Consider the following 666-nt stretch of genomic DNA (forward strand, 5'->3'; position numbering starts at 1 on the left):
TAACGTGAGTTCGACGCTCAGAAAGCCATGGGTACACCTTCTGTTAGTACAGAAACATCAATATGAGGCTTTCTGGGTTGTCTGGTATAGGCTATGAGGCCAGCTATCAGATTTACAGCAAAGTTGAATGGGGACCGGTGGCGGGAGTGCTCTATCTGAGAGATGTTTTTAAGTTGATCGTTGACACTCTCTATGACAGCCCTTTTTCGCAACATCGCTTTATCAAAGGCTTTCAGCTCCTTTGGCTTCATGTTCTTTCTCACTTTCGTTACCAGATTTAGGCCTTTCTCTTTCAACCAATCCACTAACTTTTCTGAAATATAACCCTTATCCCCGTAGAGCCAGCCTGTTAAATCTTCAATAAGATCTGGTACTGGCTTTCGGTCGTCTGTGTTAGCCGTAGTCAAACAGAAAGATAAAATTTCTCCTAGATGATTGATGATTAGATGCAGCTTGAAGCCAAATTTCCAGCCTGTAGACGTCTTACCACGTTTAGCCTCTTCTGAGAAAACCTTATGGCTGTTGATCCGGTGGTTATCACAAACGACAATGGGTGTTGAGTCAATGAATGACAAGCCAGTTTGTAGTCCCATACATTGAGTTTTGAGATAAACAGTCAGTGGTATCAGCGCTTGTTTCATGAGTTCTACGAAACGATTGTAAGAC

The 666-nt window shown here is 42.6% G+C and carries 1 protein-coding gene; it reads right to left on the reverse strand.

Going from position 1 to position 666, the window contains the following annotated elements; all coding sequences use genetic code 11:
- Positions 1–17: 17 nt before the first annotated feature.
- Positions 18–666, reverse strand: a 649-nt coding sequence (locus J7439_RS25800; RefSeq protein ID WP_209204917.1) for an IS982 family transposase, incomplete at its 5' end; no start/stop codon positions are given.

Origin of the sequence: Salinisphaera sp. G21_0, assembly GCF_017744115.1 — a bacterium.
Lineage (GTDB): Bacteria > Pseudomonadota > Gammaproteobacteria > Pseudomonadales > Endozoicomonadaceae > Endozoicomonas.